We start from the raw sequence: 25,401 nt of genomic DNA on the forward strand, positions 1-25,401 counted from the left end.
GATCACCTCGGGTTGACGGGGATGGATGGGACTTCGGGGACGGACACGATCGGGTCGGTGGTGCCGACCACGCACAGGAAGCCGCTGGTGGTGCCGCCGTCCGCGCTGCGCAAGCTGACCTCTTGCCAGGTGCCGAGTCCGGCGCACAGGGTGTCGCGCAGCAGCTCGGGGTTAGCGGTGACGAACTCGGCGAACGCGGCTTCGATCTCGGCCGCAGTGGGCGGGTCGCCCTTCTCGCCCTTGCACTGGTCCGGCTCGGCCATACACGGCGGGGACTGCCCCGGTGCGCCGTCGGTGCCGGGCTGGCCGTCCGCGCCGGGCTGGCCGTCCTTTCCGGGCGGCGGCGGGTTCAGCTGCAGGTACCCGGCCACCGACGCGGCGAGCGCCCCGGAGGACACCACCGGCGGGGAGGCGGCCATCTGCTCGGCGATCGCCTGGCCGAGCCGGGCCGGGGAAATCTCCGGCGCCGGGATGGAGGCGAGCACGCGGGCCGTGACCGAAGCGGTGATCACGTCCGCGTCCGGCGCGGTGCCCGGCTCGGGGATCGGCACCGGCGCGCGGCCCTGGTCGGTCAGCTCGCGGTTGGCTTGGTCGCCGCTGGGCTTGACCTGCTCGGCGGCCGAGCGCAGCGCGGAGACCTCGGCGCGCGTCGCGGCGTTGTCGGCGGCGACTTCCTGTCCGTACCAGGCACCGGCGACCGCGGCCGCCACGACCACCGCCAGGTTGACCACGGTCATCACCCGCCACAAGCGGCCGACCTCGGCGCGTGCCTCGGCGCGCGCGGTGGCCGGCACTTTGGACACCTCGCGGAACCCTGCCGCGATCCGGGCGCCGTCGCCCTGGTGCTCGTCGGCCTGGTGCTCGTCGGTGACCGGGATCGCCTCCCAGCCGTCGCCCTGGTGCTCGTCGGCCTGGTGCTCATCGGTCATCGGGATCGCCTCCCAAACGAATCACTTGCTCGCGTAGCTGGCCGCGCTCGACCTGCAGCTGGTCGATACGGGCGCGCAATTCCCGGATTTCCGTGCGGTACTCGGCGGTCTCGGTCTGCTCGGCCAGCAGCCGGTCCTGCAGGAACTCGCCGGACACCGCCGCACGCTCGAGCACCACGGGGTTGGGTGGCTCGACCTGTGCCGGTGGGGACTTCCTGGCGAACCTGGCTTTGACCCACTCGACCGCGGTGGGGCTGGTGAGCACCGGCACCACGACCAGGATCAGCACCGCGAGCACGATCAGCAGCCAGGGCGGCAGTCCGGCCGGTAGTTTGTCCACGGTGCACCCCGCTCATACGCGCAGCCTCCCGGGGCTGTAACTCCACAGTGGACTTCCCGGGTGTGCGAACACCGGGATATAGCGCCGGTCCGTCGTCCGGATCGGTCAGACCGGGATGGGCCGGGCGTAGATTTTGGTGAACGCGGCGTCCGAGAGCACCCAGCCGTCCGTCCCGCCGCCGCCCCACTTCGTCATCACCAGCGACACAGTGCGGTCCGCGCCGGGCGCGAGCACACCGGAGGTTCCGGCCACGGTGTACATGCGCAGAATGCTGCTTGCCCACGTCGCCTGACCGTGGCTGTAGATCGTGGTGAGCCGGGTGCCCGCCGGACCCGGCCCGTCGATAATGTCGAAATCGACACCCGTCGCGGTGCCGACACCGGCGCGCACGTAGCCCCAGAACTTCAACTTGTGCGACACCCCGGGGTCGGGCACCACCATGGTCGCGTGCACCGCGGTCGCCGTTTTCGGGGCGATGTCGACGACTCCGGTTTCGGCGAGGATGTTTCCCGCCTGCAGTCGCTGCGCGGTGATCCGTTCGCCAGCCAGCCAGCCCATGCGTTCTTTCCCTTCTACAGAGCCACGATCGCCGGATGCGCCAGGCGCACGTCAGCCCCGGCCGCGTGCGGCTTAGTGATGCCGTTGACCGAGCGGACGACGGTGAAGCTTTGCGGGGTGACCACGCGCAGGTCGTCCCACGCCACGGTCACCGGGGCGTTGGAGGACCCGCCGCCGAGTTGCTGGTAGCAGCCGACCCCGCCGGGGGCGGCCAGGGCGGTGTCGGTGGCGGTCAGCGTCCAGCCGACCGGCTCGCCCGCGGTGGCGGCCCAGACCTTGCCGCGCACCCGCGAGCCGATTACCTGCAGGCGCACCCCGTAGCGGGCGCCGGCCACGTGGGTCAGCCCCGGGACCACCACCGCGGTGAGCACGCTTTCGGCCCCGGCGACGCGCTTGACCAGATACAGCGTCACCGCGCCGGAGGTCTCGAACACCGGTCGGGCCAGGTAGTAGTTGGCCGTCGAGCTGGCGCGAGCCATCAGCCCCAGCAGCTGGATACCGCCCACGGCCGCCTTGTTCGTGCCGACGGTGGCGGTCACGTCCGCATCGGCCGCGCCGAGCGGCAGCAACGCCCACCTGTTCGCCGCGGTGGTGCCCTGCGACACCAACCCCTGTCCGCCCGACACGGAGAAGTCTGCCGCCGCACCGCCGGAGACCGTCCACACCTGACCGGACGGGGCGGTGCCCCACCCGGCCGCCACCGTGCGCGTGAACGCGTCAGCGGCGCCGTCAGCCGCCGCGACGGCGGTGACATGTTCCCCGCCCACCGCGAGATCGAACGGGAACTCGGCCGGGCTGGTGGTCCAGATGGGGCCGACCGTGGTGGATACCAGCAGCGACGTGGCCGAGCTGGTGACCGCGGCCGCGAGCTGGCTGCCCGCGGTGTCCGCGCGGGCGTCGTCGCTGTCGGTCTCGGCGACCCGCCACGCCGACGCCGGCGTGGTGTTCACCGTGATATCCCACTCGTGCGTTTTCAGCGTCTCGCGGTAGCCCTGCACGATCAGGTCCAGCGGGCCCGGCGGCATCCACGCGGGCAAGTTCTCGATCCGGATGAGGTCGCCCGTGTCCAGCGCCGTGACCGCATCGATCAGCTGCGGGTTGCGCTTGAGATCGATGTGGACGCTGGCCACGCGCAGCTCGTCGACGGTGCCCAGGTGCAGCCGCCACCCGGCGTGCGGCTCGAGCTGGCTGTCGGAGTGGGCGTTGATCGTGACGGATTCCTCGTAGCGGCCGACCCCTGCCGGGGGCGGCAGCACCGACACCGGCCCGGTCTCGGCCACCGCCCGCGCCGAGCTGCCTTGCTCGCGCTTGACGGTGATGTCGTTACGTAGCGCCTGGTCGTCGTCTTCCGGCTCGAATGGCTCGGAGATGTGGCCCTGCTCGTAGTCGAGCACCAGCCGCGGTTCCTGGTTGTACAGGCGAGCGCGCCCGAGATAGACCATGCCGAGCGCGTCGCGTCGCTCGGTCAGCATCCCGAGATCCACCGCGGCCGCGGCGTCGAGCAGGTCCAATACCTCGATCGGCCGTTGCGCGCCGACCCGGTCGGTGAAGTCCGGATCCAGCGCCAGAGCGAGAGGGATCTGTTCCTCGGTGGCGATGCGCTCCAGCCGCGCACCGGCGGTCTCGCCGCGCCACGCACGGAACCCGCCGGCCATCCTCCCCCACACGTCGGCCGTGTTGTTGTTGATCACGCCGACGTGCCCTATCGCCGTGCTGCCCAAGTCCCCGCCGTTGGCCACCAGCACCTTGGTCGCGTGCCCGAACGTGTGCGCTGGCAAGGTCTCGGTCCACACCTGGTTTTTCGTGATGTCGGTGTCGTAGGCGAACATTTGCCACTCGATCGCGCTGCCGACCTGCTTGAGCCAGAGCCCCGCCCACACGTCGCGGTTGTTGAGCTGGAACCCCACCCAGGTGCTGGTGTAGATCGTGGCGCCGTTGGTGCCGCCCGGGTCCTTGACCACCACCTGCATGGAACCGGCCGGGTCGACCAGCAGCTGCCATTCCCCAGTAGAGCCGGACGTACCGAGGTTGAGCACCTGCACGGTCTGCGGCACACCAGCCTCCGGGGTGTGCAGCAGCATGAACGCGCGCAGCTCGCCGGTGGCTGGCTGCGTGGGGATGCTCGCCCACGCGAAGGTGTTGTTCCACTGCGGAATTGGCTCGCTGCATTCGAACCCGGAGTACGCGCCGAGCGAGGCCTTCGCCGACGTGCCCGACACGAATGTGCTCATCTGCAGCGGTGGCACGCCTTCGACCTCGGACGCCAGCTGGGTGGCCCCGGACTCTTCCTCGCACGGCCAGTACGCCACCGGCGGCGCGTACGCCGCGTTGGTCACCGCCCGGAAGAACGTGCTCCGGAGCGGGGACGCGCCCTGGGACAGGCGCCGGCGGATCGACGCGGCGTCCAGCTGCACCGACACGTCAGTACCGGTCGGGTCCCAGCGGACCGGCCAGTTCGACACCTCGCCGGAGAACCGCACCGACTCGTCACTGATGCCGGTTTCGGTGCCGTGCATCGTCCACACCAGACCGGTCGAGTCGGTGAACGGCGTGTTCTCCCGCACCCGGCGCGCGCTGAAATCCGCCGCCGCGACCACGGTGCCGTCGATGCCGTTGCGCAGCTCGAACGCGTGCGTGCGCCCGATGAAGTTTGGGTACACCTGCTGAGCACCGGACGCCCCGGCGCCGATGGCCAGGGTCGCGGTGCCGTCCTTGACCGAGGTGACCCCGGCCGCGGTGACCGGCGCACCGAGCGGCGTCCAGGGCCCGGCGATCGTGGGCGCGGTGTAGAACGTCACCGTTCGCCCGCCGCCGCCGTTGTTCACGTCCAGGGTGGCGCGCACGGCCAGGCGCCGCGTGGACTCCGGCACCGCGACCGTGGACGCGGCGAAAAGCCGCGCGGCCAGCGTGCCGTCCGGCGACCACATCAGCTCGAGCTTTCCGGTGGCCAGCACCGCCAGCAGCCACGACCGTTGATCACCGGTGTTGAGGTACTTCGAGGCCAGTGTCTGCCCGCCGGTGAACTGCGGCCGCCAGCTGCGCGGGGTGACGTCGATCCGGACGTCGTGGTCCCCGGTGAACCCGAGCGACGGGGCGTCCGGTGTGGTCACCCCCGACCCTGCCGGGCGGCCCGCGGTGAGCAGCGCGCCCCGCGGTGGGCCCACCCTGACCTGAATCGGGGTGTTGCGCCCGATCAGCCCGTACAGCGGCGACGCGGGGTTGTGCCGCGAGTACCGGCCATCGGAGTTGTCCAGGATCAGGGTGCAGCGGCTGGGGTCGGCCGCCTTCGCCCAGTCCCCGCGGCCGCGGCTGTGGTTGATCGCGCCGCGGGCGAAGGTGTGCGTGGTGATGTCGTTCCACACACCGCCGTAGTACAGCTCCACGTACAGGTCGAGCTCGTCTTGCGGAAACGCCATCTCAGCCCCCCAGCACCTTCTGCACGTTCCCGCCCGAGAACTGGATCACGCTGCGCAGCCACCGCAGGAACAAGTCATCCGCACCCGGCACGAACCCGATCTGCAGCTGCGCGACGGTGGCGCTGCCGCCGCCGGCGCCGAGCACGCCGAGCGCCGCACCTTTGTTCCCGGCCTCGAGCGCCGCCTGATTTCGTGCGGTCGACGCGGCGGTGGAGATGAACTCCTTGTTGCTGGCCAGCAACGGAACCAGGTCTTCCTTGGGCCCGCCGGTGCCGTTGATCAGTCCGGCGTTGGCGAACCTCGGCAGCCCGCCGTGGGCGAACTTGCCGACCATGCCGCCGTTGGCCTTGAAGTTCATCCCGGCCACCTTCGCGCCCAGGCTCACGAACGCGTTGCCCACGTGCCCGGTGACCTTGGACAGCGACGCGAAGAAGCTGGACGTGTCGGCCTTGACGGTGATCGTCTTGCCGTTGGGCAGCTTGTACACCGCGTCTCCTGCGGCGTTGACCGACTTGGTGACGCCCTGGGCCTGTAGGTCGGTCGCCGAGAGCGTGCCCATGAACACCCCGAGGCTGTGATTACCGATGCCGTAGGCGTTCGCCATCTGCAGCGCGCCCTCGCGGGTGAAGCCCATTGCGATGGCTGAGGCGACGAACCTTTCCTGCTGGGTGGTCAGGTTGTCGTTGACCTGCATGATGGCCTGGCCGAGTGGCACGCTCTGCGCGGTCAGCTCGTTCACCGACGCGCCCGCGTTGGCGAATCCACCCTGCAGTTCCACGAGTTTGTCCTGCAGCGCCGAGCCGTTCACGGTGAAGGTGTTGATGGTGCCGTTGGCGTTGAGCAGCTTGTCGTTGAGCGCGCCCGCTCCCGCGCCGCTGGTGTCGAACCCCTCGCCGAGCTGACGGATTCCGTCGTTGATGGCCTGCGTGGCTTCCTCATAGGACGGTGTCCGCCCGGCCAGCTTGTCGAGAACGGCGATCATCGCTTCGCCCCGTTCCTCCACGGACTTGGTGATGTCGGCGACGGTGGCCAGAGCCTGCTGATACTGGCTGGCTCCCTGCTCGGCGATGCGGGTCGCGGTCGACACCTGGGCGAATCCGGCCGCGGCGTTGTTGGCGGTCACGGTCGCCTTGTCCAGCGCCTGCGACTCTCCCTCGGTGGCAGCTTTGAGGTTGAGCAGGGCCAGCAGTTGGTTTTCCTGCTCGGTGGTGAACTGCGCCGACGCGAGGATGCCGCCCTGGAAGATCCCGACCATGTCGTTTGCGGACTTGCCCTGTGCCTGCCACGCCAGCGTGCTGCCCTTGAGGCTGTTGGCCATGGTGTCGGTGCCGCCGGAGGCCTTCACGATCGCGTCAATCTGCGCGTTGATCGTGCCGTTGAGCGCGGACATCGCCGAGTCGCTGCCGGTGGCTGCGTCGCGCACCGTGCCGTACGAAATGCCCAAGGCCTTCGCGTTGTCGGCGGCGTCTTTCGACGCTAGCGCGGCGTCCACATTGGCCTTGGAGTGCTGGCCGATCGCGCCGCCGTCCTCCTGAATGGCCTTGGTCAGCGACCGGACGCGGTCCTCGTGTGCCTTGGCCGCGGCCGCGGCTTCCTGCTGACGCTGCCCGATCACGGCCAGGGCCAGGGCGCCGGCGCCGAGCGCGATCCCGAACGGCCCGCCGACCGCGCCGAGCAACGACCCGAACATGCCGCGCATTCGCTCGCCCTTGGTGGCTGCCCCGTCCGATGCCGACGCGAATTCCGCGACCCGCACGGCCACACCGGCGATCGCCTCGCGCGCACCACCGATGAGCTTCATCGCCGTCGACAGCGACATCCACAGCCCGATCAGCGGGCCGAGCGCGCCGGAGATGGGGCCGAGCACGCCGAGCACGCCGGAGAGCATGTCCAGCGCCACGCCGAGCGCGGAGGACATCACCGGCAGCGCGCCGCCGCCGAGCTGCCCGACCACGTCGAGGATCTGGCTCACGACCTGTACGACTTCGTCGCCGTGCTCGGCCCACAGCCCGGTGGCCGCGGTGACCCCGGCGCCTACCGCGGGCAGGATCTCCTCGACCAGGTCCCCGAAGTGACCGAGCCCCGTGCCGGCGTCCGCGCTGCCCTTGGATACCTCGGTGAAGAATCCGGACACACCGACGCCGGTGTCGGCCATCAGCGAACGAAGTCCGGTCATCACCGGCGCGGAGGCCTTGACCGCGTCGAGCATCCCGGGCATGGCGTTCTCGGCGAAGTCGGTGACCCCGCCCACGGTTTCCTTGATCGCTGCCGTGGTCGCCGGGTCGGCGAAGGCCTCGCGCATCTGCGGCCGCAACCGCTGGAAGCTCGCGCCCAGGTCGTCGGCCGCGCCCACGTAGGCGTCCCGCAGCGGCGCCGCGTCCGCGGTCAGCCCGGAACGGACCTCGCTGGACAGATCCCGAAACGACTGCTGAACCTGCGCGTTCTCCTTGAGCGCGAACGCGCCGAGCCCGGCGAACGCCAGCGGCATCGCCGCCACCGCCGCGGTGGTGACCGCCGCGGCTGCGGCCGACGCACCCGAGCTGAGCGCCATCGCCTTGACGGCCTTGACGCCCATGCGGTCGATCGAGTCGCCCACCCGATCGAAGGTGTTCGACGCCTTGTCGATGCCCAGCACCGTGAACACCAGGTCTTTGACCGCCACAGTCCACCCCCGGGAAGTGCCGGCTACCGCTGCGCGGCGGCCTGGTCCTGCTGGGCGACGATCTCGGCCAGCTTGTAGAAATCAGCGACGGGCAACCGCGCCACGTCGGCCGGGTGCAGCCCGAACCGGACGAGGAACGGGACCCTCAGCTGCGTGAGGTGGAACCGGATGCCTTCTTGCGGGTCGCCCGCGGTGCGCGTGACCGACCCGTTCCGCCGTTTCCCCGGCCTGCCGCTGGTGTGTCCTCGGCGCCGGCGTCCTCGGCCTCGGCGTCCCCGGTCCCGGTGTCCTCGGTCCCGGTGTCCTCGGTCCCGGTGCCCTCGGCGGGCGCGGGCGCCACGACGGGCTCGACCGGAGTCAGCCGAAACCGCATCATCGGGAACCCGAACTTGTCGAACGGGGTGGTGTCACCGGCTTTGCGCTTGGCCAGCCAGAAAAACGCCTTGATCGACAGGGCCGACGTCACCGCCCATTCCTTGAGCAGCTGCCCCCACACGACACCGGTGACCTTCTCCAGCTCGATCAGGTCACCGACGTCGATGTCGTCGAAGTCCAACATCCATGACTCGTCGGAGTCCTTGAACCCGAACCGGAATCGGTGGCTGTCCGACCGCAACGCGGCCACCAGCTGCTCGTCGATCATGTCCCTGTGCGTCCTTTCAGGATGAAACGAGTTTGTTGATCACGTTCACTGACTCGGCCGCCGAGTCGCGGATCTTGCTGCCGTGCTTGGCCATGGTCGAGTCGAACCAGCCGGGCGGGGTCACGGTCTGGGTGACCCACCGGTCCCGGTTGCCCATCACCGGATGCCGCCACTTCCCGGCGTTGAGGTAGAGCGGGAGCTTGCGCTGATCGGTCGGCAGCGTGGAGGACTGCACCCGGATCCGGACTCCGGCCGTGCGGCCGGAGGACTTCACCTGGGTCTTGACCGCGCGCGCCACGCTGTTGCGCAGCCCGCGGTTGGCGAACGCGGTCTTCCTCGCGGCCTGGGTTTTCTTCCGCCGGGCGAGCGTGTGTTCACGGCGGGCTTGCCCGCCGCCGCCGCGGGTCGAGCTGGTGGCGATCGCCCGCACCCGCTGCTGCGCCTCGCCCACCGCGGGCGCGGCGGCCTCGCGCATCCGGCGCGTCATCAGCCGGGACAGCTCCCCGCTCCCGGCTACCTGCTTGAGCTTGGCCGCGGTCGCCCGGAACTCCGCGGTGCCCCGAATCTCAAGCCGCGCCGGCATGTGCTGCTCAGCTGGTGGCGCGGGCGACCGCGCCCGAGGTGGGGAAGGACAGGTTCTTCATCGCCATCTCGTTGAGCGACCCGCCCACGCTGTGCTGCTGGATCAGCACCTGCCCGCTGTACTGCGGGTTGCTGGCCGACACCGGGCCCGCGTCCAGGCGCACGACGAACGTGGCGACCGTGCCGAACAGCGGCCACAGGATCGCGTCGATCTCGCCGGGGGCGGTGTCCTCGAGCGCTTCGAAGGTCAGCGTGCCGGACTTGAGACCGGCGGTCTGCTCGGTCCAGCCGTCGCCCATCGCGGTCGAGTCCAGCGCGGTCGCCTCGAGCGCGAGCGTCGCCTGCTTCATGTGGTCGGACATGTCGGTGCCGTTGAGCGACAGGAATTCGTTGAGCAGCGCCATCGTTGCCATGTGCGTTTCCCTTTCTGGGCAACAAAAAAGGCCCGTGCCGTACGGCAGGGCCTGCGTGGAGTGCGGGAGGTGGCGGGTTACTGCAGGGCGATCGCCCCGGCCAGCTGGGCGTCACCGGTGATCGCGGTGACCGTGAGCCGGTAGTAGGTGTCGGTGAACCCGCTCGCGTCGACCGGCGGCAGCCACAGCGCGCCGCGCGCGGTCAGCGCCGGGAACGTGGCCACGGTGGTCGGTGAGGCGAACCCGGCGGTGGTGTCGGACTCGACCGCCACGGTGACGGTGGTGCCGACCTCGAATCCGTGCACGGTGGCGTACAGCTTCTTGCCCGCGGCCCCGGCGCCGAGCTGCAGCGCGCCGCCCAGCGGCCCGGCCGCCGACGTCGGTTCCTCGTCCCAGGGCTTGGCCAGCTGACCGCGGATCACCCCGTGCGCGTCCGCGCCCTGGGCGGACACGGTGAACGGGGCCATCTCGTTGTACGTGCCGCCGACCTGGTAGCTGAACCGGCCGGCCTTCCACAGGTAGGCCACGGACCCGGCTACCTCGTCGAGCCCGAACGTGTGCACGCTCGGCGCGGCGCCGAGCGCGGCGAACAGCTCCGGGTCGACTGCAGTCGAGTCCTCGTCTTCGGGCGCCTGCCAGAACCCGGCCAGCTCGAACGTCGCGGACTTCGCTCCGCCCTTGACGCTGGTCCAGCCGCCGTTGCGGAAGGTGGTGGAGTCGAGCGCGGTCACCTCGGAATTCAGCGTGGCCTGGTTGCTCGAGCCGGTGAAGTCGTGCCCGCCGACGTAGCAGAAGACGTTGAGCAGCGCCTGTGTCGCCATCAGCCTTCACCCCCCTGGTTCTTCGCGCTGCCACCGCTCGGCTTCGGGGTGCGCTTGACCGGCTCGATCAGCCCGGCCTCGAGCAGCGCGCCGACGTTGAGCGGACTGTCCTCGGCAATCGTGACCGTGCCGCCGGGGGCGGTGTCACACACCCGGCGCGGCCCGACCACCCGGAACACCTGGTGTCCCATGCGGACTCACTTTCCTTTCACGGTCACGGGCACCGAGAAGATGCCGCCGAAGTAGCCGATGGCCCCGACCTCTTCCAGACCGAGCGCGCGGTAGCTGGCCACGTAGCAGGTTTCGGCCATACCACCCAGGGTCTGGTCCGCCTCGATCGCCAGCGGGATGGACTGATCGCCGGTGACGCTGGCGAAAGCTGCCAGCTTGCGCTGCCCCGGCCGGTCGAACGCGGCGGAGGTCAGCACGGTCACCTGGAACAGCAGCGTCATCCGCCCGCGGCCAAAGGTCAGCCGGTACTCGTCGATGTCGGGCGCGCCGACGATCGCTTCGGGCGGGTTGATCTTCCCCGGGCTGTGCGTGGACGTACGCAGTCCGGGAACCGTGGACAGGCGCGCCTCGAGCGCGTCCATCACGGCCTCAATGGTCGGTGCGGCCATCAGTCCCGCCCCCTGCTCAAGATCGGTGTGCGCACGAACGGCGCGAGCTTCTTCGCGGCCATCGGGTTGTCCCGCACCCGCACCGCGCCGAAGTCCCCGAACCCGGCCACCCCGAACGGGGCCTCGCGCAGTTTCAGGGTCTCGGCAGCCAGGATCTTGCTCGCCTGCGCGACCGGATCCGGTACTGCGGACCAGCCCCACCGGGCGGTCACCCGCACGGTGGCGTGGCGCCCGGCCGGGAACCGCCGGCCACCCACCGCGCGGATCGCCCAGAACGGCCAGCCCGGGTCCCCGTCCACCACCCCGTTGAGCGGTTCGAGCTGGTAGTCCGCAGGCGACCACACCGCCGAGTACGACCCGTCACCGGCGTCGTCGGTGGCCACGATCAGCCCGTCGGCGCTGGCGAAGTCATCGACGTACACCAGCTCGGTGTGCTCACGGTCGTAGATCCGGGCCGAGGCCTCGGCGGCCAGGTTGAACTGCCGTCCACAGTGGCCGTTGATCTCGCGGGCCACCGAGCCGATCGCGGCGTCGATCTCGGCGTCGTCGGCCTCGTCGTCGTCAGTGAGCCCGGTGTATTTCTTGATCACGTCCCGGTCGCTGTAGGGATCGCCGAGCGCCATCGCGCACCGCCTTTCCGTGTGGGGCTCGGGCTGCCCCCGGGGACGCATCCGGGAGCAGCCCGAGGTCTCTACTTACCGGTGGCCTTGCCGCGCCGGCGGGTGGCGGCCTGCTCGCCCTTGTCGCCGGAGGCCTGCGCGTCGCCGGTCTGCTCGGTGCCGTCGCCGGAGTTCGGCGGCTGCTCGCCGTCATCACCGGGCTTCGGCGGCTCCTGCGGCGGCGCTGCCTGCCCGCCGTCGCCGGGCTTCTGCGGCGGCTTCTCCGGCCCCTCCGGCGGGTCCTGCGGGGGTTCCGGTGTGGACGCTGCCGCGCGCACAGCGCTCAGCGTGCCGGGCGAGTCGCGGTTGACCCACTCGGCGTCCGCCTGGTCCAGCTCGACATCGTCCTTGGGTTCCCACGGGCCGAAGGCCTTACCGTCGCGGCGGGCGTGGTAGCGGTGTTTGACGCGGTAGCGCGGCATTACGCGCTCCTCTCCTTGGTCAGGACCAGACACGCCTGCACGGTGTCCCAGCCGGTGACCCGGTAGGTGACCTGCCCGGCCAGGGTGATGGTGCGGCCGGTGACCACCGAGGTCGCCGGGTCCAGGTTCGCCAGCATCTGCAGCGACATCAGCGCGGTGTCCGGCGCCTGGGTGATCTCCACGCGGCCATCGGCGCCGCGGGTCATCACCACTTCGCCGGTGTGGACGTGCCCGCCCATCAGGACTGCGCCCCGACCAGGCCGTACCAGCTGGTGCCGTCGCACCACACCAGCGCGGATTCGGCCTGGGTGGGGGTGACCACGGTGGCGCCGCTGGCGTTCTGCACCGTGAGGATCTCCGCGGCGTCGGCCGTGTTGGAGATGTACAGGAACACCCCGCGGCAGCCGGACGCCGCGGGCAAGATCACGTTGCGCCCGGCGCCACCGGGGTCGAACGCCATCGCCTGGTAGCGCTCGACCTCGAGCCCGCTGATCGTGCGGTGCGCGGCCAAGACTTCGACCGGCTTGATCGACATCCGCGACGCGCGCCCGGTCGGCGCGATCGCGATTTTTTCCCTCTGCGTCACGATCTGTCCTTTCTGGACGCACACGTGCGCCCGCCGGGATGGCGGCCGCACGCGAGTGTCCGGGTAGCTCGGTGGTCAGAGGCTGTTGTCGATGTTGGACAGCGTCGCCGCGGCCTCGATCCCCGACGCCGCGCCGGTCGGGGAGAACCGGCCGAACCCCAGCCGCAGGCTGTAGACGATCCGGGTCTGGTCGGTGGCCGGCAGCCGCTCGGACTCGACCATGATCCGGCGCCGCCACCCGGCCTTGAACCCGCGCGGGTTGAAGGTGGTCACCTGGCCCTTGGTGTTGTTCGCCGCGGTGGTCGACACCTTGCCGTCGGCCTCGGTCTTGGGCTGGGCGATCGAGCCGATGAGCGGGTTACCGAGCACCCGGGCCAGCTCGCCGTTGAGCACGGTGGCCTGCGGGCCGTACTTGTCCACGGTCAGCACCTCGTCCAGCATCGCCAGCCGGTCCGCGGTGTCCGGGTCGGCGACGTGCACCAGGTCGTTCGGGTCGATCGGGTGGCCCCAGTCGACCAGCCGCTGGTAGTCGACCATCTTGCCGCGCTGCCCGTTGAGCAGCGCCAGCGTCGGCGCCCCGGCGGCGTCGGTGTTGTTGGCGGTGTTGTCCACCAGCGCGGCGTGCCGGATCCCGTCGAAAGCCAGATAGTGCTTGGTGTTCGCCGGGTCGGCGTCATCGAGGTTGATGTTGCCGGTGGCGGCGTTGGTGGTGTCTCCGTTGAGCACCAGGCTGTCCGAGTAGTGCGCCACCGACAGCGCCGCCTGCCGCCGCAGGAACGGAATGAACGGGATGATGGAGTCCTCTTCCATCTCCCCGGACCACATCTGGTGGATCACGAACTTCTGCGCGTCGACCTGCACGCGCTGCGACCCGGTCTTGACCGTGTCGTAGTTCGACGCGTTGTTGCTCACCGACTGCGGCACCCACAGCATCTCCGGGATGTCCACCTCGACCGGGAGGTACGCGGTCGGGTCGGTCATCTCGAACGCGTCGATCAGCGGGAAGATCCGGCCCAGCTTGCGCGGGGCCTCCCACAGCTCGCCCACGTACTGCGCGCCGATGAGCTGCGCACCGAACCCCGATTCGGCGGTGTCCATCGCCAGCACCGCGCGCTGGTAGGCGCCGGTCAGCTCGTACTTGCCCTGCGCGGCCAGCGTGCGGTCCTTGCCGTGAAACTCGGTGATCGGGATGCGCGGGAACATCTCGTCGAGCGCCTTGCGGTCCAGTTCGCGCACCTTGTCCATCGGCAGGTAGCGCGCGAGGGTGATCGCCTCGAACGTCTTGGTCAGTTCCTCGGACGGCCCCTGGTAGGTGCCGCCCGAGCCCTTGCGCTGCCCGCGCAGGCTGTTCTGCAGGTCGTACAGGAACTCGACATCGGCCATGTTCAGGCCCCAGCGGGCGTACTTCGTGCCCACAAGCTCCCGCGAACCGCCGGCGTCCGGGCCGAACCGGAGCTTGCGGACGAACTCCTTGTCGTTCTCGACCAGCGTCGAGAGGTTCTCCTGAATCAGCGCGGACAGCTTGTCGTCGGACACCGACTCGGTGACCTTGGTGTCCACGGCGTCGAGCCGGGCGCGAATGTCCTTCGCCAGGTCCTCGAGCGTCAGCTTGTCGGTCACAGCGATATTCCTTCCTCGGTGGCGAACGCTGCGAGCACCGCGCTGGCAGCCTGCGTGTCGATCTCGTCGGTACCGGCCTGCTTGCCGGTGGGGTCGGTAGTGGTGCCCGCGGGCGGCAACTGCAGCCCGAGCCGGGCCAGCTCGTCGCGCACACAGGCGCGGACCTGCTCGGCGGTCGTGGTGCCGTACTCCTGCTCGTCGAACAGCTCGACGAGTTCGCGGCCGACCAGTGACAGCGCGCGGCGCGAGTGCTGCACCAGCGCGCGCGGGTCGGCCGGGATGGACACCGCGGAGACCTCGGCCAGGTCGTAGTGCGCCTCGTCGCGGATCTCCTCGAGCGACAGGCGCCACCAGTTCTCCAGCGGCTTGCCCTCGTCGTCGGTGAAGTCGAACCCGACCGACACCGCCGAGAGGAACCCGCGCCGGTACTTCGACTCCACCATGCGCGCGAGCTCGTCCTCGGCGTCGAACACGACCTGGTCGAGCACCACCGCGCCGTTCTTGCTCAGCGCGACACCGCGCGCGATCGGCGGCCGGTGCGGCTGGTGCATCCACAGCACGACGGGGTTGGCGTTGAAGTTCTCCAGCTGCCAGCCCTCGTTGCGCAGCGAATAGCCGTAGCGGTTCAGGCCGGTGCTCGAGGCCACAAAGGACAACGGCCCGTCCCCACCGGTGTCCAGCGCCGAGCGGTCCAGCTCGGCACGCCCGTAGGCCAGTTTCGTTTCCATCTAGGTGCCTCCGATGCTGTGGACGGTCTCGTAGTCGCCGCCGCTCTTGCGCGCCGAGCGCTTGAGCGCCTGCATCGCCTGGTGGCAGAACGGGCGCTCATCGGCCCGCGCGGTGGTGAAGATGCGGCCGGTGATCCGCAGCCCCTCCAGTGACCTGACGCTGTCCGGTGAGGCCAGCACCGCGTCCGGGTGGCGCACGCGCAGGTCGTTGGCCTCGGCGGCGTAGACGCACAGGATCACGTCACCCGCGCCTGGTGGTGGCTCGCTCATGACGTGATCTCCAGTGCTCGTACGTCGACCTCGAGCGCGGCCAGCACCTGGTCCCACGCCGCGGCGTTCTGCTCGGTGCCCGGCGCCGGCTTCTGCTCGTCGACGGCCTGACCCTCGTTGTCGTCCTCGGCCGGGTCGACCGCGGCCGGGTCGGTCCCGCCGCCGAGCACGCTGTTTTCGTCGTGCACGGCGGCCTTGTTCACCGGCGCCCACCACACGTCACCCCACGGCACGCGCGGCATCCCGCGCCGGGCGCGCCACTCGTTGATCGTGAGCCCGCCGACCTCGATCGCCTGGCGCTCGCGGTCCCACACCGCCGACTGCGACTCCTGCAGCGCGGCCACCCCGGACAGGTCCGCCTGCACGTGATCGGGCACGGCGGCCGAGCCGATGAGCCCGCGGCGGGCGCGCTTGCCGAACTTCGGCAGGAACTGCTCGCGGATCTCCTGCGCGCGCAGATCCAGATCCGGGACCAGGGCGTGTTCCCACAGTCCTTTCTGGAACTCGCGGATGTTGGCCAGCGTCGCGTGCTCGAGATCGTTGAGCAGCGGCGCCGGGATGCCGTAGGCGTTGGCCACCTGCCGCAGCGTCAACCCCAGCCCCAGCACGAATTCCGCGTCCTTGGGGCTGATGTTGACCGGCTTGAACTCCGCCTCGTAGCGCAGCACCGCCCAGCGGTGCGCCTTGTCCGCGCCGGAAAACCGCTTCTCTAGCCGCTCCTGCAGCTCGTCGGCCTGCGGCTGGCTGAAGGTGGTCGCCACCTTGCCCTGCCCGTGTGCCTTGGGCATCACCATGCCGGCGATCTGCAGCCCCTGCTTGTGCAGATTGTTGTTGGCCTTCATCATCGCCGACGCGGTGTCCGCGGCCAGGCGCGCCGCGGCCAGCGGCGAGAGCCCGGAGAACTCGTCGAGCGGGTTGGGGTAGCGGAACCACACGATCTCGTCCGCGGTGAACTCGAGCACCTGGCCGTTGACGTTCGACTCGTACAGGAACTTAGTCAGGTACTCCGTTTCGTGCGGGACCGGCTTGACCCGCGAGGCCTTGAGCCACCAGATTTCCGAGGGCTCTCCGCGTTCGTCGCGCTCGATCGCCCAGAACGACTGACCCCACACGCACATGGACAGCTCGTCCATGCGCGCCAGCCGCGCCGGTGTCCAGTGCGGATTGACGTAGTCGAGCAGCGTGGCCGGTGCCGAGTTCGGCAGCTCGATCTTGTCCTCGTTGCGGCCCTGGTAGACGCGCATGGGCGGCACGGACATCAGCCGGGCCCGCAGCTGCGCGGCCGAGAACACCTCGTTGCTGGTAACCAGATAGTCGCCGTAGGACTCTTCGGTGTACCGCTCGTCACGGTGGCCCCACACCTTGTCCGCCGGTTCGACCACGGCCGAGCCGACCGGGAACGCCAGCTGTGCCCCGCTGCGGGCGCGCACCGCTTCGATGCGCTCGAGCACGCCCATCACGGGCCCCGCTGCTCACGCGTGCTCGAGGCCTGCGCCGACGCGGCTTCCCAGCCCACCACCGCCGCCGCCCACAGCCAGGATGCGACCAGCCGCAGCAGCCGCCACAGCATGAACGCGGTCCAGCCCAGCACCAGGAACGGCAGTGCCAGCACGGTCAGCACCAGCCGCACCGGCTCGAACTCGCGGGCCTTCTCCTCGATGCGACTCGCGGTCGCCACCATGCTCGTCATGCCATTAACGCCCCTTCGATCTCGCCGGACTCCGGCTCGTTGAGCGCGCCGTCTTCGATGGCCTGACCGCGCGCGGCGTAAGCCAGCAGTGCGGCGATGAACGCGTCGATGAACACGCCGGCTTTCTTCTTCACCACGCGGAGGTAGAACTCGGTCTTCTCCCGCTCGCCGTCTTCGCGCGGCGGCTTGCGCTTGCCCTTGGCCAGCGCGGCGTTGGTGGCGTGCTGGGCCAGGACTTCGCTGCCATCGTGCGAGAGCGACCGCTCTTTGTAGGCGGTCAGGAACCGCTCGATCACGGTGTCCATGCGCCGCTCGACCGTGGTCGGGAACTCCACGACCCGGTCCGGCCACTCACCGGCCCAGGTGTCGAGGTAGTCCTGCCACTTGTACGGGTCGGCGAACAGGTACCAGACCTCGTAGGCCTCGAACGCCGCGCGCACCGCCTCGTCCACCGCGAGCCGGTCCACTTTCCACTCGCCGTGCTGGTCCTGCTCGGGCCACCAGATCCCGATCTCGAACAGGCGCCCGTCGCTGATGCGGCACGCCCACAGCGCGGTCCCATCGCGCGAGCGCGACCCGTCGAACCCGAGCACGATCCGTTCGCCCGGCCGCAGCCCGCCGGGCTCGGCCAGTGTCGCCCACACCGGCGCCGACACGGCGTCCTTTTCGCCGACCGTGACCTGGTCCAGGAAGTACCTGCGCGCCTCACCTTCGCCGGTGTCGGCGGCCTGGGTGTCGGCGTAGATGCCGTCCTCGTCGACCCATCCGCCGGCCGAGCGCGCCGAGTCGCCGTACTTGATCCGGATCCGCTCGCGTACCGCGGCCTCGTCGTCGAGGTCGACCGGCTCGAGGTCCGGGGCGATGTGGTCGAGGAACACCCGGGGGTTCTTCGCCTCGGCGGTCTGCTGCGCCACCGACTGCTCGGACGGGTCCCACGCGTTCGTGGCCTCGCTCCACGACCCGCCCATGCCGGTCAGGTTCCGCTTCATCGCCCGCGCCATGTCCAGCCCGCCGTCGGACTGGCGCATCAGGTGCGGCTCGGTGAACCCCGCGAAGGTGATCGGGGCACCCAGGCGCGACCGCGCGGCCGACGTGACCGGCTCGATCCAGCCGTCCCCCTCGGGCAGCTTGATCCGCGTCTCGCCCACGTCCAGGCCCGGGGTGTCGGCGATCGGTCCTTCCGAGAGCATCCGGTACAGCGGCCGGAACGTGTTCGCCGTCTGCTCTTCCGACGTGGCGGCCAGCTGCACCCAGGGCGTGTCCACCGGCCGCCCGACCGGTTCACCGTGGGCGTCCCAGCCGTCGAACTGCACCGGGCCGAGCGCGTGCGCCGCGGCCCGCGCGGCCAGCAGCGGGTCCTTGCCCCACTTCTGCGGGCGCCGCAGCTGCGTGCCGTGGTAGACGAACCCGTCCCGCGGGCGCGGGTACTTCGGGTGCGGCACGGCGTTGGGGAACAGCCGGTACACCCACAGGAAGTGCCGCCACATTTCGTTCGTGAGCAGGTACGGCGTCCCGCGCATCGGGCCGTCCGGGATGGTGAGCATGTCCTGCACCCAGGACCCGATCAGCCACCCCAGCGTCGGGAACTCTCCCGGCTCGTTAGGCCCCCGCCACGGCATCCGGATCGACCGCCTTGAGCTGCGGGCGCGACGGCACCGCCGACGCGGCACTCGACTCGGCCGGCGCGGGCTCGGTGCGCCGGTCCTCGAGTTCGTCCCCGGCGATCTCCCACCTCAGCCGCAGCATCGCCAGCGGCGTCAACCCGATCCGGTCACCGAGCTGGCGAGCCTCCGCCCCGGCCTTGAGTTCGCCGTTCTCGGCCAGCACTTTCCAGCGCACGTACTGCGCCACGTCCCGAGTCCAGCGCAGCCGCGCCCACGCCACCGCCTGCGGGGTCTTCCACAGCTCGCGCCACATCGCCCGCTCGGTCTTGGCCTGGATCGAGAGCACGTGCTCGAGCACTTCGACCCGCTCGAGCGCCCGCGTCAGCGCGGCCTCGTTGACCGCGATCCCCGCGTCGAGCTGTTCCTCGAGCCGCTCGGCCTTGCGCCGCGCGACGCGCAGCTTGGCCACGGTCTGAATGTCCTCGCCCAGCGGGAAACGTGGCGCCGGCTTCTGCCTTCCCTCGGCCGGGAGCTTGGTCATCCCGACCGTGGCGTTACGGCGGCGCCGGTGCTTCGCCGGTGGCGGCCCCATCCCGCCCATGCCACCACCCCCGAACATCACAAACAGTCACGACAATGGCGGGTTCGGGCTCCCACGAAAACGAGAATCCCAGACCCGTACAAACCGACAGGCACCTAAAGAACGGGGTCACATCACCGCAGGAAACGGCGTGATTTGGGGGCCCCTACCCCCTGCGAGGTGTCCACTGTGGACACCGCAACGACCCGACATCAGCGTTGGTCACTCTCTGTCGATGCGACAGACCGTCGTGCCCCTCGCCTCGAGTTGCACACGCGGCACACCACCTCGACATCGGCCACCGTGAGCGCGGGCCACCGAAGGTGATCACCACTCAGCGGGTTGTCCGCATCGCCCGTGGTTGCGCAGTCACAGCACCACGGATGCAGGCCGATGGCCTCGGCCACCAGCAGCTGCCAGTCCCTGCCGTAGCCCCGCGCCGTGGTGCTCGGCCGCACCCTGCCCGCTTCCCGCACGCGGTTGCGCTCGCGGGTGTGCGTGGCGCAGCGCGTGCCGTGCCCGAACCGGGAACACCCCGGCTCGAGGCACGGACGCAACCCCATCCCCGCTCACCACCACACCCGTGCCCCGGTACGGGAAAGCCCCCGGCGCTGAGGGGGGAGGTGCGCCGGGGGCTCTGTCCTGAACGGACACTGATCCGAATGTGGACACCCTACGCGTTCGCCCAGCTCAGCGACAAGCACCCCCGAACTGTCGGTGTGGGGTGCTACGCCACCCTGCATCAGGGGATCGGGACATTCGACAGTCGCTCACGTGCTACCTCGTAGTATCGGCGAGACAGTTCAATGCCCACGAATTCGCGGCCTGTGGCGAGCGCGGCCTCGCCTGTCGAGCCAGAGCCCATGAACGGATCCAGCACGGTGCCGCCCTCGGGGCACACCTTCACCAGTTCGGACAAGAGGCCGTCGACGGGCTTCTGGGTGATGTGCCTACGCTGCCGACCACCTGGCTGGCTAGCCGAGAAGTGGCCGGGCAGGTAGATCTCCCGGGTGTTGTCGTATGAGCCTTTGCTACCCCACAGGATGTACTCGCAAGCTGCGCGGAACCCGCCACGACGCGGCCGGTTGATCGGCTTGTACCAGCTCAGCGTTCCCTGCCAGGTCCAACCAGCGGCCTGCACGGCGTCCGACGTGGCCGGCATCTGCCGCCAGTCCGTGAACACCAGGCAATGTGCTCCATCTCGGCTCACGCGCAGGCATTCCGAGAGCACCATCGTGAGCCACGTGATGTATGAACGCTGGTCGCGGTTGTCGCCTGTGAAGTCGGGCAGGTCGTGCTGGGCATCACCACTGACGTACTTTCCGCGCGCGGACTGCGAATTGCGTTCCGAGTTCGTGCGGCCGCCCGAGTTGTAGGGCGGATCTGCGATCACCACGTCGACGGTACTGGCCGGCATGGACGAAAGCACGGCGAGCGCGTCACCCTCGTGGAGCTGAAGCGTCATCAGATTCCTTCTTTCTAATCGGCAGATCCGCACACACCTGCTAGTGGCGGCGGCACGTCGTGCGCCGGAACGAGGTTGTGGGGTAATGACCCCGGAAAGGAAAGGCCCCGGCGCAGTTGGGTTCTTCGCGCCGGGGCCGATGTCCGCAAGAGACAGCTCTCCGAATGTGAATAAGCTACGCGTTCGCCCAGGTCGCCGACAAGATCGATGTGGTCAACCACTCTCCTTCACGGTGTCGAGCACGTCGCGCACGTCGCCGATGCGGTAGCGGGTGTGCCCGCGCGGGTCGAGCGGGTGCGGCGGGTACTGCGCGAGGTGCCCGCGGTGGGCGTAGCCGCGGATCATGGCCGCGGTGACGGGGCGACCGAGCCCGGACAGGGCACGGCTGATCTCGGTCGCGGTGGCCAGCTGGTCATCGACGGCGTTGAGCAGGAACTCGCGCCGGTCGGCGGTCGCCCAGTGCGCGCCGCATCCGGGGCAGGCGGCCATGCGCGCGCCCGGGGTGGCGTAGATGTCGGCCTCACACGCGGTGTCCGGGTCGTCGTCGAGCGGGGCGCCGCACTGTCCGAGGTAGACCCCCGAGTCCGGCGAGTCGATAGCCCGCCGGATGCGGCGGGTCAGGTCGAGCACGTCGGCGTGCAGCTGCTTGGCGTCGGGCAGCACGGCGAGCCGGGCCGGGATGCCGGCCAGCCACCCGGCGGCCGCGGGCACGGTCAGCGGGTGCGGGGCTCGCAGGTGCCTGGCGTGGGTGAGCACCACTGCGGTCCAGCGGAACAGCGTGGCGCGCAGGTCCGCGGCCAGGTCCGATGCGCGTTCGTTGAACGGCAGAGGCAGGCCTTCGTCCGGATCGGCGGTGTGCCCGGCGCCGGGGGCGTGCCGGTGCTGGCGGGTCACCATCGTTTCCAGCTCGGCGGCCAGGCCGGGCCGGCGCTCGACGACCTCGCGGACCTCGATCACCCGCGTCCATCGTGGCGCGGGGTAGACCACGGGCACCGGTACCCGGCGTCCGATGTGGTGGGTGCGGACCCGAGCTGTTCCGCCGGTGGCGATCGCGCGCAGCTCGGCGGCGAGCTGATCGCTGCAGCGCACGCACAGCTGGGCCATGGCCGGGCGCCCGCAGGCCTCGACCGCGCACAGTGCCCGGCTCACCGGCGCACCTGCTCGGCGTACGCGGCCAGCGCCACATGCAGCCGCTCGAACGCCGGGATAGCCGCGGCCGCGAGCGCTGCCATGTTCGCCCCGCGCTTGGCGTCCCATGCCGGGGCCGCTACTCCGGCCGCCTTTGCCGCGCGGTCGGCCGCGCGGCAGCGCCTCGAGCAGTACTCCGGGTCCATCCACGTCAGCAGCGTTTCGGTGCAGCCCGCCCGCGCGCACTTCTTCGCCGAGTTCATGGCGCCATCCTGTGGGCCAGGGCCACCTGCACGTCCGAGCCGAGCATGGCGGCCACCCCGCTCAGGCAGGACAGCAGCGCGTCGGCGACCGCCTCGGCGCTGGTGTCCTCGTCCAGCCGTGCGCTCGCGGTGTACATCCCGCCGTCGAGCGGGAGCACGTTGAGGTGGATGTCGAACAGGGGGCGCTCGTCGCCACCGCTGTGCTGGTCGACCTCGGGCGGGTCCACTGTGGTCTCAACGTCGGTCATCGCTTCCGCCCTTCTGCTTGGTGTCGGTGTAGCGCTGCGGGTGCGCGGGCGCCCGCAACTCGTCGCCGGTGGTGGGGTTGATGCACGCTTGCCCGATGCCCTGCCCGCAGCCGCGGCACGGCACGGCCTGCAACCGCTCGCTCTCCTCGAGCAGGTCAGTGGTCGCGCGGTGGCGTCGCTTCTCGCCGGGGGTTCGGTGGATCACGGTCTGCTCACCGCCTCGGCCACGTCCTGCTCGACTGCTTCGGGTTGCGGTTCGGGCAGCGGGTTCGGGTTGCGGGTGTAGGGGTTGGGGTCGAGGTAGCCGCGGGGTGTGGTGGCAGGGCCGACCTGTGGGCGGTACCCGGTTGGACCGGCGTCACCGATGAGGTGTTTGTAGCCGGTTTCAAGAGCGGTACCCGTCCCGTTCCCGCCCCTACCCGTCCCGGTAGTCATGCCGCCGGTGGTCGCGTCGTGGGTCGTGCTGGATTGGGTCGCCACCTGCGTGTTTGCGTCCGGCTGCGGGCGTTCCGGGGCGCGTTTGGCGGCGCTCGGGTGGGGTGCGGCGTCCACTTCGGACCTGGATCCGGAGCCAGATTGGTCACCTGGTGGTTCTGTTGATCTTCCGTGGATCGGTGGTTGATCGGGGCTTGATCCGGCAGTGATCGACTCGGTGCCGTCTGGGGGCGGCAGCAGGACCATTCCGGCGGCGGCCGGGGTGCAGTCCTTTTTCTGCCCGTTGCAGCCGCGGCAGGCCACCACCAGGTTCGCGGCGCCCGCGGCGATGCGCGGGTCGACGTGGTCGAGCACGCCACCGGCCGTGGTCTTGCGGTCGGCCCACTTCACCGTGATCCCGCAGTAGCGGCACCGGTCGCCGTCGCGGTCCTTCACCGCGCGGCGCAGCTCCTTGTCCCGCAGTTCGCGGTTCTTCGCGCGCTGCACGTCGTTCTCCGCGCGGGACGGGTTGCGGTCGAGGAAGGCGTGCACCCAGTAGCCGCCGGCCATCGGCCAGGTCTTGCCGTCCAGGCACCGGCAGTCGTCGCCGGGGCGGTGCAGCATCGCCGGACGGTCGCCGAGCCGGGTGTCCAGCAGCGCGCGCAGCTCGGCGCGCGAGGCGATGTCGCGCGCCTTGCGGTCGGGCACCCACCCGTCCGTGCGCTGGGCCGAGCAGTACAGCTTGAGCCGCACCAGGGCGCCGTAGGCGCCGTTGCCGACCGCGTCCACCTGCGGGTCGTCGTAATCGACGTCGTCGAGTCGTAGCCAGGGCATCAGGACCGTCCCGGGGGTTGCCAGCCGAAGAAGTGCGGGCCGTCCTCGCGCAGGTAGGTGCCGAGCACGGTCGGTTCCGGGTGCGCGTCGGGGTTGATCACGCGCCCCCACCGGCCCTGTACGTGCACGTAGAGGCCCGGCGGTAGCCGCCGGGCCTCGGGGTGGGGGGTGACCTTGTCGCCGAGCGCGGGCGCCTGGTGCTCGCGCGCGTCATCCAGCCAGTCATCGGGCTGTTTGCCCTTGCTGGACCAGAACTCGGTGATCTTGCGCCGGATGCGGGGAAACACCCAGTCCGGCCACGGGAACGTGGCCCATGTGGACGGTGGCGGCGCGGCCGCGGTGGTGTGCGTGATGGGCACGCTGCCCCCTCTCGCTGTCCCGGCGGGCTCGCCGGGCTCGGTGGTGGTCGTGGTGTCGGGCTGCAGGGTGAGGCGGCGCAGCCGGGCCGCGGTGTAGACGTGGGGGCCGCCGGGCGGGCCGAGCGTCCACGTCACGTAGAACTCGGTCCGGCCGCTGCGCCGGTCGAGCCCGGCCAGCAGGACGGTGCCGCGTCGTGCCGGGTCGGTGGCCGAGCCGACGCGCTCCCCGACTGCGAAGGGCAGCCGGGGAGCGGTCGAGAGCGCGGGTTGAGCGGGCATCGGGCTACCGGCCGCCCGCCTTGCGGCGCCGCTGACGCAGCGCGCGGGCCCGGTTGTCCTCGCGGGCGTAGTCGACACTGACCCACGCCAGCCGGGCCAGCTCATCGGGGCGCCAGTGCCGCCACACCGACCGGGCGGTGTCGAGGACCCGCCCACCGGCGGCAAGCACGGCAGCGACGCGCTCAGCCATCGCCGTGCCGCTTGGCGAGTGCGTAGGTTCGGCTGGTGGCGCGGTCGGTGACGATGAACCGTTCCTGCCGGAGTTCGCCGGCGACCGCGGTGACGGCGGGGAGGTGTTCGGGCGTGGTGTTGAGCACCACGCCCGGTTCGCGGTAGGTGCGCAGCACGCCGTCCACGCGGCGAGCGGACACCAGTTCGACGGGGTTCGACAGGCAGTGCTCGATCTGCGGCGCGGGGTGGACCGGCGCGCTTGGGTCGTAGCCCTCGCGCAGCCCGAGCATCACCAGCAGGTCCAACAGGTACGACCGACCGGGAGCCCACCCCTGGGTCCAGGACAGGGCCTGGGCGAACTTCTCGCACGCCTCCGGCCCGGGCGCTCCATGGGTGGTGCTGGGGTCGCGGAAGATCGTGATCTTCGCGGCGTAGCCGTTGATGTTGTGGACGGCGGCGGCCACCGGCATGTCGTCGGTGCAGGCGTTGGCCAGGACGCCGCGGGCCTCCCGCATCGACGGCAGGTTGCCGGGGTAGAAGCTCGCCGTCCACGCGCCGTCTGCCGACGCGGACTCGCGGTAGCCGCTCACGCGTCACCACCGGCGGGCTGGTCGGTGGCGGGCAGCACCTCGCGCAGCGGGGCGCGGGTGTCGCACAGCTCGCGCCACGGCAGGGTGCCGCCGGTGGTATCGCTGGTCCACTCGTCGGCGCCGGTGGTCTGCCGCCAGGTGTCCAGGGCGGTCACGCCGTCGGTCATGTCGAGCTCGTCGACCACGGTCACGCCGTCCGGGCCGGGGTCACCGCCGAAGAAGTAGCGCGGCTGCCTGTCCGAGGGATGCACGGCTTCCATGTCCACTGTGGATGTCCTTTCGTGGGTGAGGGCCGTCCGGTGCGGGTCGGCCGGTGGGGGCTGAGGTGCGCGGGCCGGGGTGGTCACCGGCGCCGGGTACGGGGGCAGCTGGGCCGGTGCCGGCTGCTGCCCCGCGGTGCCGAGCGCGACGAGCAGCGCGGCGGCCAGACCGCCGAGCACCGCGGCGACCGGCCCGCCGATGCGGCGCCAACGCGACACCGGCGCCGAGCTGATAGGGGTGGGCATG

32 protein-coding genes are annotated in these 25,401 nt (G+C 70.6%); all 32 read right to left on the reverse strand.

Features of this window, described 5'->3' with window-relative positions; translation table 11 throughout:
- Window positions 1-2 precede the first annotated feature (2 nt).
- Complete coding sequence (locus tag L3Q67_RS00940; protein WP_499187683.1) at window positions 3-929, reverse strand: hypothetical protein; 927 nt, start codon at window positions 927-929, stop codon at window positions 3-5.
- A complete protein-coding gene (locus L3Q67_RS00945; protein WP_499187684.1) occupies window positions 919-1,269 on the reverse strand; it encodes a hypothetical protein in 351 nt (116 codons plus the stop codon). The genes L3Q67_RS00940 and L3Q67_RS00945 overlap by 11 nt, the downstream gene beginning before the upstream one ends.
- Window positions 1,270-1,374: 105 nt before the next feature.
- Window positions 1,375-1,827: a hypothetical protein gene (locus L3Q67_RS00950; protein WP_499187685.1), complete on the reverse strand. Its 453-nt coding sequence runs from the start codon at window positions 1,825-1,827 to the stop codon at window positions 1,375-1,377.
- Window positions 1,828-1,841: 14 nt separating this feature from the next.
- Window positions 1,842-5,243, reverse strand: a complete 3,402-nt coding sequence (locus L3Q67_RS00955; RefSeq protein WP_499187686.1) for a hypothetical protein — start codon at window positions 5,241-5,243, stop codon at window positions 1,842-1,844.
- Window position 5,244: 1 nt separating this feature from the next.
- Window positions 5,245-7,905, reverse strand: coding sequence for a hypothetical protein (locus tag L3Q67_RS00960; RefSeq protein ID WP_499187687.1), 2,661 nt, complete (start codon window positions 7,903-7,905; stop codon window positions 5,245-5,247).
- A gap of 145 nt (window positions 7,906-8,050) precedes the next feature.
- Window positions 8,051-8,548: a hypothetical protein gene (locus L3Q67_RS00965; RefSeq protein ID WP_499187688.1), complete on the reverse strand. Its 498-nt coding sequence runs from the start codon at window positions 8,546-8,548 to the stop codon at window positions 8,051-8,053.
- Window positions 8,549-8,564: 16 nt separating this feature from the next.
- Window positions 8,565-9,131: a hypothetical protein gene (locus tag L3Q67_RS00970; RefSeq protein ID WP_499187689.1), complete on the reverse strand. Its 567-nt coding sequence runs from the start codon at window positions 9,129-9,131 to the stop codon at window positions 8,565-8,567.
- Between the two features lie 7 nt (window positions 9,132-9,138).
- The gene (locus tag L3Q67_RS00975; protein ID WP_499187690.1) at window positions 9,139-9,543 is read right to left on the reverse strand and encodes a hypothetical protein; all 405 of its coding nucleotides are present in this window, start codon (window positions 9,541-9,543) and stop codon (window positions 9,139-9,141) included.
- A 77-nt stretch (window positions 9,544-9,620) separates the two neighbouring features.
- Window positions 9,621-10,364, reverse strand: a complete 744-nt coding sequence (locus tag L3Q67_RS00980; RefSeq protein WP_499187691.1) for a DUF192 domain-containing protein — start codon at window positions 10,362-10,364, stop codon at window positions 9,621-9,623.
- On the reverse strand, window positions 10,364-10,555 hold the full coding sequence (locus tag L3Q67_RS00985) for a hypothetical protein (protein WP_499187692.1): 192 nt from the start codon (window positions 10,553-10,555) through the stop codon (window positions 10,364-10,366). Before L3Q67_RS00985 ends, L3Q67_RS00980 begins: the two co-directional genes overlap by 1 nt.
- A 6-nt stretch (window positions 10,556-10,561) precedes the next feature.
- Window positions 10,562-10,984 (reverse strand): hypothetical protein, encoded by a 423-nt coding sequence (locus L3Q67_RS00990; RefSeq protein WP_499187693.1) that lies wholly within the window; start codon window positions 10,982-10,984, stop codon window positions 10,562-10,564.
- The gene (locus tag L3Q67_RS00995) at window positions 10,984-11,607 is read right to left on the reverse strand and encodes a hypothetical protein (RefSeq protein WP_499187694.1); all 624 of its coding nucleotides are present in this window, start codon (window positions 11,605-11,607) and stop codon (window positions 10,984-10,986) included. Before L3Q67_RS00995 ends, L3Q67_RS00990 begins: the two co-directional genes overlap by 1 nt.
- Before the next feature lie 68 nt (window positions 11,608-11,675).
- Window positions 11,676-12,065 carry a hypothetical protein gene (locus L3Q67_RS01000; protein WP_499187695.1) on the reverse strand — a complete coding sequence of 130 codons (390 nt, stop codon included), beginning with the start codon at window positions 12,063-12,065 and terminating at the stop codon, window positions 11,676-11,678.
- A complete protein-coding gene (locus L3Q67_RS01005) occupies window positions 12,065-12,304 on the reverse strand; it encodes a hypothetical protein (RefSeq protein WP_499187696.1) in 240 nt (79 codons plus the stop codon). Before L3Q67_RS01005 ends, L3Q67_RS01000 begins: the two co-directional genes overlap by 1 nt.
- On the reverse strand, window positions 12,304-12,651 hold the full coding sequence (locus L3Q67_RS01010; RefSeq protein ID WP_499187697.1) for a hypothetical protein: 348 nt from the start codon (window positions 12,649-12,651) through the stop codon (window positions 12,304-12,306). The genes L3Q67_RS01005 and L3Q67_RS01010 overlap by 1 nt, the downstream gene beginning before the upstream one ends.
- 75 nt (window positions 12,652-12,726) lie before the next feature.
- The gene (locus L3Q67_RS01015) at window positions 12,727-14,271 is read right to left on the reverse strand and encodes a hypothetical protein (RefSeq protein ID WP_499187698.1); all 1,545 of its coding nucleotides are present in this window, start codon (window positions 14,269-14,271) and stop codon (window positions 12,727-12,729) included.
- Entirely contained in the window at window positions 14,268-14,999 is a 732-nt protein-coding gene (locus tag L3Q67_RS01020; protein WP_499187699.1) for an HK97 family phage prohead protease, read from the reverse strand. Before L3Q67_RS01020 ends, L3Q67_RS01015 begins: the two co-directional genes overlap by 4 nt.
- Window positions 15,000-15,269 carry a hypothetical protein gene (locus tag L3Q67_RS01025; protein WP_499187700.1) on the reverse strand — a complete coding sequence of 90 codons (270 nt, stop codon included), beginning with the start codon at window positions 15,267-15,269 and terminating at the stop codon, window positions 15,000-15,002.
- A complete protein-coding gene (locus L3Q67_RS01030; RefSeq protein ID WP_499187701.1) occupies window positions 15,266-16,726 on the reverse strand; it encodes a phage portal protein in 1,461 nt (486 codons plus the stop codon). The genes L3Q67_RS01025 and L3Q67_RS01030 overlap by 4 nt, the downstream gene beginning before the upstream one ends.
- Window positions 16,726-16,959 (reverse strand): hypothetical protein, encoded by a 234-nt coding sequence (locus tag L3Q67_RS01035; RefSeq protein WP_499187702.1) that lies wholly within the window; start codon window positions 16,957-16,959, stop codon window positions 16,726-16,728. The genes L3Q67_RS01030 and L3Q67_RS01035 overlap by 1 nt, the downstream gene beginning before the upstream one ends.
- The gene (locus tag L3Q67_RS01040) at window positions 16,956-18,503 is read right to left on the reverse strand and encodes a terminase large subunit domain-containing protein (protein ID WP_499187703.1); all 1,548 of its coding nucleotides are present in this window, start codon (window positions 18,501-18,503) and stop codon (window positions 16,956-16,958) included. Before L3Q67_RS01040 ends, L3Q67_RS01035 begins: the two co-directional genes overlap by 4 nt.
- A gap of 55 nt (window positions 18,504-18,558) precedes the next feature.
- On the reverse strand, window positions 18,559-19,164 hold the full coding sequence (locus L3Q67_RS01045) for a hypothetical protein (RefSeq protein WP_499187704.1): 606 nt from the start codon (window positions 19,162-19,164) through the stop codon (window positions 18,559-18,561).
- Window positions 19,165-19,885: 721 nt separating this feature from the next.
- The gene (locus L3Q67_RS01050; RefSeq protein WP_499187705.1) at window positions 19,886-20,608 is read right to left on the reverse strand and encodes a DNA-methyltransferase; all 723 of its coding nucleotides are present in this window, start codon (window positions 20,606-20,608) and stop codon (window positions 19,886-19,888) included.
- A 213-nt stretch (window positions 20,609-20,821) separates the two neighbouring features.
- The gene (locus L3Q67_RS01055) at window positions 20,822-21,757 is read right to left on the reverse strand and encodes a hypothetical protein (RefSeq protein WP_499187706.1); all 936 of its coding nucleotides are present in this window, start codon (window positions 21,755-21,757) and stop codon (window positions 20,822-20,824) included.
- A complete protein-coding gene (locus L3Q67_RS01060; protein ID WP_499187707.1) occupies window positions 21,754-21,999 on the reverse strand; it encodes a hypothetical protein in 246 nt (81 codons plus the stop codon). The genes L3Q67_RS01055 and L3Q67_RS01060 overlap by 4 nt, the downstream gene beginning before the upstream one ends.
- Window positions 21,996-22,247 (reverse strand): hypothetical protein, encoded by a 252-nt coding sequence (locus L3Q67_RS01065; RefSeq protein WP_499187708.1) that lies wholly within the window; start codon window positions 22,245-22,247, stop codon window positions 21,996-21,998. The genes L3Q67_RS01060 and L3Q67_RS01065 overlap by 4 nt, the downstream gene beginning before the upstream one ends.
- Window positions 22,234-22,452: a zinc finger domain-containing protein gene (locus L3Q67_RS01070; protein ID WP_499187709.1), complete on the reverse strand. Its 219-nt coding sequence runs from the start codon at window positions 22,450-22,452 to the stop codon at window positions 22,234-22,236. The genes L3Q67_RS01065 and L3Q67_RS01070 overlap by 14 nt, the downstream gene beginning before the upstream one ends.
- The gene (locus L3Q67_RS01075) at window positions 22,449-23,495 is read right to left on the reverse strand and encodes an HNH endonuclease (RefSeq protein ID WP_499187710.1); all 1,047 of its coding nucleotides are present in this window, start codon (window positions 23,493-23,495) and stop codon (window positions 22,449-22,451) included. The genes L3Q67_RS01070 and L3Q67_RS01075 overlap by 4 nt, the downstream gene beginning before the upstream one ends.
- A complete protein-coding gene (locus L3Q67_RS01080; protein ID WP_499187711.1) occupies window positions 23,495-24,133 on the reverse strand; it encodes a hypothetical protein in 639 nt (212 codons plus the stop codon). Before L3Q67_RS01080 ends, L3Q67_RS01075 begins: the two co-directional genes overlap by 1 nt.
- A gap of 4 nt (window positions 24,134-24,137) precedes the next feature.
- A complete protein-coding gene (locus L3Q67_RS01085) occupies window positions 24,138-24,323 on the reverse strand; it encodes a hypothetical protein (protein WP_499187712.1) in 186 nt (61 codons plus the stop codon).
- Window positions 24,316-24,894 carry a hypothetical protein gene (locus L3Q67_RS01090; protein ID WP_499187713.1) on the reverse strand — a complete coding sequence of 193 codons (579 nt, stop codon included), beginning with the start codon at window positions 24,892-24,894 and terminating at the stop codon, window positions 24,316-24,318. The genes L3Q67_RS01085 and L3Q67_RS01090 overlap by 8 nt, the downstream gene beginning before the upstream one ends.
- Window positions 24,891-25,400, reverse strand: a complete 510-nt coding sequence (locus L3Q67_RS01095) for a hypothetical protein (protein ID WP_499187714.1) — start codon at window positions 25,398-25,400, stop codon at window positions 24,891-24,893. Before L3Q67_RS01095 ends, L3Q67_RS01090 begins: the two co-directional genes overlap by 4 nt.
- Between the last annotated feature and the right edge of the window lies 1 nt (window position 25,401).

Source organism: Saccharothrix sp. AJ9571 (assembly GCF_021725495.1).
GTDB lineage: Bacteria > Actinomycetota > Actinomycetes > Mycobacteriales > Pseudonocardiaceae > Amycolatopsis > Amycolatopsis magusensis.

Excerpts from the sequence above, each read along its gene's own strand:
- L3Q67_RS00955 (WP_499187686.1), bottom strand. The coding sequence starts at position 5,243 with ATGGCGTTTCCGCAAGACGAGCTCGACCTGTACGTGGAGCTGTACTAC.
- L3Q67_RS01060 (WP_499187707.1), bottom strand. The coding sequence starts at position 21,999 with ATGAACTCGGCGAAGAAGTGCGCGCGGGCGGGCTGCACCGAAACGCTG.
- L3Q67_RS01045 (WP_499187704.1), bottom strand. The coding sequence starts at position 19,164 with ATGGGCGGGATGGGGCCGCCACCGGCGAAGCACCGGCGCCGCCGTAAC.
- L3Q67_RS01035 (WP_499187702.1), bottom strand. The coding sequence starts at position 16,959 with ATGACGAGCATGGTGGCGACCGCGAGTCGCATCGAGGAGAAGGCCCGC.
- L3Q67_RS00990 (WP_499187693.1), bottom strand. The coding sequence starts at position 10,984 with ATGGCCGCACCGACCATTGAGGCCGTGATGGACGCGCTCGAGGCGCGC.
- L3Q67_RS01025 (WP_499187700.1), bottom strand. The coding sequence starts at position 15,269 with ATGAGCGAGCCACCACCAGGCGCGGGTGACGTGATCCTGTGCGTCTAC.
- L3Q67_RS00940 (WP_499187683.1), bottom strand. The coding sequence starts at position 929 with ATGACCGATGAGCACCAGGCCGACGAGCACCAGGGCGACGGCTGGGAG.
- L3Q67_RS01040 (WP_499187703.1), bottom strand. The coding sequence starts at position 18,503 with ATGCTCACCATCCCGGACGGCCCGATGCGCGGGACGCCGTACCTGCTC.
- L3Q67_RS00950 (WP_499187685.1), bottom strand. The coding sequence starts at position 1,827 with ATGGGCTGGCTGGCTGGCGAACGGATCACCGCGCAGCGACTGCAGGCG.
- L3Q67_RS00970 (WP_499187689.1), bottom strand. The coding sequence starts at position 9,131 with ATGCCGGCGCGGCTTGAGATTCGGGGCACCGCGGAGTTCCGGGCGACC.
- L3Q67_RS00995 (WP_499187694.1), bottom strand. The coding sequence starts at position 11,607 with ATGGCGCTCGGCGATCCCTACAGCGACCGGGACGTGATCAAGAAATAC.
- L3Q67_RS01050 (WP_499187705.1), bottom strand. The coding sequence starts at position 20,608 with ATGACGCTTCAGCTCCACGAGGGTGACGCGCTCGCCGTGCTTTCGTCC.
- L3Q67_RS00965 (WP_499187688.1), bottom strand. The coding sequence starts at position 8,548 with ATGATCGACGAGCAGCTGGTGGCCGCGTTGCGGTCGGACAGCCACCGA.
- L3Q67_RS01085 (WP_499187712.1), bottom strand. The coding sequence starts at position 24,323 with ATGGCTGAGCGCGTCGCTGCCGTGCTTGCCGCCGGTGGGCGGGTCCTC.
- L3Q67_RS01065 (WP_499187708.1), bottom strand. The coding sequence starts at position 22,247 with ATGACCGACGTTGAGACCACAGTGGACCCGCCCGAGGTCGACCAGCAC.
- L3Q67_RS00980 (WP_499187691.1), bottom strand. The coding sequence starts at position 10,364 with ATGGCGACACAGGCGCTGCTCAACGTCTTCTGCTACGTCGGCGGGCAC.
- L3Q67_RS01000 (WP_499187695.1), bottom strand. The coding sequence starts at position 12,065 with ATGCCGCGCTACCGCGTCAAACACCGCTACCACGCCCGCCGCGACGGT.
- L3Q67_RS01030 (WP_499187701.1), bottom strand. The coding sequence starts at position 16,726 with ATGGGCGTGCTCGAGCGCATCGAAGCGGTGCGCGCCCGCAGCGGGGCA.
- L3Q67_RS00975 (WP_499187690.1), bottom strand. The coding sequence starts at position 9,543 with ATGGCAACGATGGCGCTGCTCAACGAATTCCTGTCGCTCAACGGCACC.
- L3Q67_RS01080 (WP_499187711.1), bottom strand. The coding sequence starts at position 24,133 with ATGCCCGCTCAACCCGCGCTCTCGACCGCTCCCCGGCTGCCCTTCGCA.
- L3Q67_RS01075 (WP_499187710.1), bottom strand. The coding sequence starts at position 23,495 with ATGCCCTGGCTACGACTCGACGACGTCGATTACGACGACCCGCAGGTG.
- L3Q67_RS01095 (WP_499187714.1), bottom strand. The coding sequence starts at position 25,400 with ATGCCCACCCCTATCAGCTCGGCGCCGGTGTCGCGTTGGCGCCGCATC.
- L3Q67_RS01005 (WP_499187696.1), bottom strand. The coding sequence starts at position 12,304 with ATGGGCGGGCACGTCCACACCGGCGAAGTGGTGATGACCCGCGGCGCC.
- L3Q67_RS01020 (WP_499187699.1), bottom strand. The coding sequence starts at position 14,999 with ATGGAAACGAAACTGGCCTACGGGCGTGCCGAGCTGGACCGCTCGGCG.
- L3Q67_RS00985 (WP_499187692.1), bottom strand. The coding sequence starts at position 10,555 with ATGGGACACCAGGTGTTCCGGGTGGTCGGGCCGCGCCGGGTGTGTGAC.